This is a genomic window from Microvirga sp. GCM10011540, from assembly GCF_042650665.1.
GTDB lineage: Bacteria > Pseudomonadota > Alphaproteobacteria > Rhizobiales > Beijerinckiaceae > Microvirga > Microvirga lenta.
Genome location: NZ_JBHSBQ010000090.1, coordinates 1 through 4,513 on the forward strand (window position 1 = coordinate 1; position 4,513 = coordinate 4,513).

General features: G+C 57.9%; 2 protein-coding genes and 1 pseudogene. 1 reads left to right on the forward strand and 2 read right to left on the reverse strand.

What is annotated here, in order from left to right; all coding sequences use genetic code 11:
- Positions 1-127: pseudogene (locus ACFOYU_RS15440) on the forward strand (amino acid ABC transporter ATP-binding protein); the annotation flags it as partial.
- 650 nt (positions 128-777) lie between these two features.
- Here ACFOYU_RS15440 and ACFOYU_RS15445 read toward each other — a convergent pair.
- Positions 778-2,727 carry a putative bifunctional diguanylate cyclase/phosphodiesterase gene (locus ACFOYU_RS15445; protein ID WP_377034275.1) on the reverse strand — a complete coding sequence of 650 codons (1,950 nt, stop codon included), beginning with the start codon at positions 2,725-2,727 and terminating at the stop codon, positions 778-780.
- A gap of 958 nt (positions 2,728-3,685) precedes the next feature.
- Complete coding sequence (locus ACFOYU_RS15450; protein WP_377034276.1) at positions 3,686-4,252, reverse strand: TetR/AcrR family transcriptional regulator; 567 nt, start codon at positions 4,250-4,252, stop codon at positions 3,686-3,688.
- Positions 4,253-4,513: the final 261 nt, after the last annotated feature.

The window sequence follows — 4,513 nt, forward strand, 5'->3', positions numbered from 1 at the left end:
CCAGGTGGCGGATCGGGTGATCTTCATGGATTACGGGCAGATCGTGGAAATGAACACGCCCGACGAGTTCTTCAGGAACCCGCAGCACGAGCGCACGAGGCTCTTCCTGTCCCAGATCCTGCACTGAGCTGCCGGAAATGGCCGTTCAAGGGTTATTGCAGAGGCGTGGTCAGTTAGATGAACGGGCTGCCGTTATCCTGACCAAGTAGGCAATATGGGAAGGTCAGCTCCTGGCAGATGTTGTTGAAAAAGTCCGCAACGGCCGATTTTTATGTGGTCAGCATACAAGATACTGGGCCTCATTGGGCACACTAACTCTAGTAATAGATCGACGCAGCGGCGCCCGGGAGTTTTTCAAAATCGGCACTTCGCGGAAGTCCGCCGCGGGTCTGATCTAGCAAGGAACAGCGGACATTCCGGGAGGGCAGGGGATCGTCGCTGCATGACCCCAAGCTGACCTTTCGGGGCGGCTTATGGCCTCTTTGTCGCGTTGAACTTTATAAAGGAGGGTCGAAGGTCGTTCCGTCCCGGAACATGACCCGGTTCTATCTCCTGGAAGCGGAGTGGGACCTGCTGGGACGTGCTGCCCTCGTCATTGATGGGTACGGATTGGCTCGACGAGCGTGACTTGGTACAATATGTGGGTAGGGAAGGGTGAGTTGATTTCCACTCACCATGTGCCTCCCGCTGCCAATAGACGGAAAGGTTATCAGCCCACAGAAAGAACGTAGGAAAATTGCGGATTCGTTTTCCACATTCCGTCTTTATTAAGCGCAATCAATGCTGTCGTTGAATTTCCTGAAGTCTTTCGCTCGCTTTCTCAGGTGCTGAGCGCATCCATAACCTCATGCACTGTGGGATATCCTTAGCAGGCATTGGGCGTCCGAAGTGGTGCCCTTGGCCCAGATTACAACCCTGTTCCCGAAGAAGTGACGCTTGCGTAGGTGTTTCAACCCCTTCGGCAACAACCCTTATGCCAAGGCTTTGGCTGAGGCTTAGCATCGCTTGGACAATCGCAGCATCGCTCGCATCAGTCTCCATATTTCTGATAAAGGAATGGTCGAGCTTGATTACGTCCACCGGGAACTGCTTCAAGTGCGTCAGGGATGCATAACCTGTGCCGAAATCATCAAGGGCGATTGTCACGCCTGCCCCGCTCAGCGCTTGCAAAGCCCGCTCAACGAATTCAGCACTGCGGCCTAGGAACACGCTTTCAGTTACTTCGACCTCGAGGCAGGCCGTTGGCACGCCCGCCCGCGCCAGTTCTTCAAGCATGCGCTCGGCGTAGCCGCCATTCCGGAACTCGGCTGTCGAGGCGTTGATGGCGATCCGCCCAACCTCCAACCCAGCATCAAGCCAGCCGCGTACATCTTTGACCACACAAGAGAGCATACGCGCCCCGATAGCACGACCAAGCTCAGTATCATCGAAAGCAGGAGCTATCGTCGCCGGGGTGTGGATTCCTGTGCGAGGATGGCGCCATCGGAGCAGCGCCTCAAACCCATCCAGCTTGCCTGACACGAGGTCCACCTTGGGTTGGTAGAACGGAACGATCCAATCAGACGTGACCACATTGCGGGCGACCTCCAGAGCTGAGGCAGTTTTCTGTGCCTCTTCGCGCATATCCGGCGCGAACATCCTGAACGTGCCTCGTCCATTGGCTTTACAGTGGTACAAGGCGAGGTCCGCCTGCTTCTGGAGCTCTTCGGTACCTACAACAGGCCCGGCGGCAATAGCGCCCCCAATGCTGGTACGGCAGTCGAGGGTTCTGCCGTTGTACCGCAACGGCTCCTGCATTCGGGTCAGAACGGATGAGGCTGTAGCCGCAACATAATCCTCACCAGGGACATCGTTCAGGATGATCGCAAACTCATCCCCACCTAAACGCGCGACGGCATCGGTAGTACGCACAAGACTACGAAGGCGCTCGGCGAACTCTCTTAAGAGGGCGTCGCCCACATCATGGCCGAACCGGTCATTGATGGTCTTCAGATTGTCGAGATCCATCATGAGCAGGCCTACTGTAGCCTGGGAACTGGTAGCCTGCTCCAGAGCCTGCTGAAGGCACTGCCGGAAGAGCCTGCGGTTGGGCAAGCCCGTCAGGTCATCGTGGTGGGCGGCCCATTGCAACCGCTCCTCCGCGACTTTCTTGTCGTGAATATCCTCGACCGTCCCGTACCAGCGAAGGACCGCGCCATTCTCGCCGAAGCGAGGTGCCGCCCTGGCACGAAACCAGCGATAGCTCCCGTTGGTCAAGCGCAGTCGGTACTCAACATCGACAGGCCTGCGGGTGGTGAGCGCCTTTGACCACTGCTCTGTTGTAAATGGGACATCGTCAGGGTGTAGAGCCCTAATCCAGCCTTGCCCGAGAGCTTGTTCAACAGACATCCCCATCAAATCGCACCACCGATGAGATACATCGAGAATGAAGCCTTGGGGGTCGGCCGTCCAAGGGATTTGCGGGTTCAATTCAACAGAATAGCGGTAGTGTTCCTCGCTCTCGCGACGGGCCTGTTCAGTGTTTTCATGATCGAATTGGACACGCTCCTTAGCCATGGACAGGAAGACAAAAGCAAGCGCAGGGGCATACATCAGGAGAAGAAGTGCCATTTCCGCTGACCATCGGCTTACAGCGGCGTTGATCCCGAAGAGGGGGCCCAGCGACAGACCAAGCAGGCCCCGGAAGCAATGGAAGCCAGTTAAACCAAAGAGGAGGATGATCGCCATTCGTTGCGATACTAGGCGGTGAGGAGCGTGCTTTGAAAGCTCCCATCCCGAAAGGGCAGCGTACCCTCCGGAGATGAGTGATACAGCCACAACCCTCGCGCTTAGCGTCTCGTAAATGAATGGGAAGGCAATGATCCAGGCTACAGGACCGATGACAACAGCAGGTATCCTGCCCGGGCGGCCATTAAAACTCCTACACCCGGCGTAAAGGGCGCCATAGCCGAGCACCACCAGGGCATTCGCAAACAACAAGTTTAGGTGCGTTGGCGCCCCCTGACCAAGGTTCGCTACTCCAATCCCGATGGGGATCAGGCAGAAGGGGGCTCCCCACCACGCGAGCGCCTGGATCTTACGACTTTGTCTCCATGCAAGGATCAATAGCACACCCAGAACGGCTGACAGCAGCACAAAGGCGGCGGCTAAGGTTCGGGAATCCAGGGGCATTACGATCTTAAAGCAAAACTCAGGGCGACTTAGGCGAAGTGGTATTTCCTAATATTGTCTCAGGTGAGCAGACATGTCTCTTATTTGAAAGCCCAATGATAGCCCAGAGCTCACTCCCAGCATGCTTGTGTCATTCCCGATACAGCCTTAACCTGGCAAGTCAGGCACTTTGTTCCACTCTGATCCTGCCTGAACGGGCCGACGTGTTCGAAAGAGGCGTCCACCCTATCGGAACCCTGTGTTGTCGTGGCTGTCATTCTGGCGTGAAGGCATCATAATCAATGGCGACCATTTCCAATTGGTTGCTGATGGACGATTTGCTTTTTGCCATGCACTGCCAGAACGTGGCCCCGCCATTCCCGCCGCCGTTGCCTAGGCTGGTGCCCCCTCGCGGTTGCAGGGAGGCGTAACGCTCGCAATGGGTCCAGTGACGTGACCTAGGCAGGGTGGGGCCATTCACGTGGGGGACCAATACGGGAATGGCTAAAGCTTGGTGGTTCTGCGCCTTGGCGCTCTACTCAGCGATGCCCCTGTTCAAGAGTCGGTTGACTGCCTGGACGATCCGCTCGTGCTCCTCCTCCGAGAAGGGGCTGAGATCGTGCATCTCCAGGCTGTTCAATCCCTCGATGGCCAGCCAGCCCAGCAGCGCCGCGTCCAGATCGTCCGAGGTGGCTTTCAGGTTCTCCAGGGTTGCCTTGACGACCTCTCGCACGGGATCGAGCAGGCGCGGGTTCTCGGCCGAAGCCGCCAGCATGCCATTGGCGACCTCCTTCGTCCTGCCCTGGCGCAACTTGAGCAGCGCCGCCGTGCACAGGCGCGCCTCCAGGTTGCGCCCAGGCTCGGCCCAAGCGCGGAGCGCCTCCCGCTCCGCCGAGACCTCATCGACGAGGCGTTGGATCATAGCCTGGAGCAGCGCTTCCTTGCTGGGGAAGTTGTAGAGCAGACCGCCCTTACTGAGACCGGCCCGCTCCGCCACGGCGTCCAGCGTCAGCCGTCCCGCACCGATCTCGCTCACAAGCTCCGCAGCCGCGTCGAGAATCTTCTCGCGGGAACTCCTTCGGCCTCGACTACACCCCAACATTCAACACTCTTGCCCTTCATTGTCCGGCTGACATCCAGCGGCCCTATCAGCGCCTTCCTGCCGGGGTCAAGGCGAGGACATTGCCCAGCGGCTAAGGGTCTCGCCTTAGTGCGATCAGAAATCCTCTCGCGGTTATCCGAAGGGGCCGGAACAGATGGAACTCAGGCAAGCCTAGTGACACCCTCATGGCTCAAGTTGGCGAGCATGTCGGCAACCTTTCTGCCACCCAAGGTCAGGTCAGGCGCGATCTCGGCCAATGGA

What these genes read in the sequence shown, in the direction of transcription:
- ACFOYU_RS15445 (WP_377034275.1), bottom strand. Translation starts at nt 2,727, where the DNA reads ATGGCGATCATCCTCCTCTTTGGTTTAACTGGCTTCCATTGCTTCCGG.
- ACFOYU_RS15450 (WP_377034276.1), bottom strand. Translation starts at nt 4,252, where the DNA reads ATGTTGGGGTGTAGTCGAGGCCGAAGGAGTTCCCGCGAGAAGATTCTC.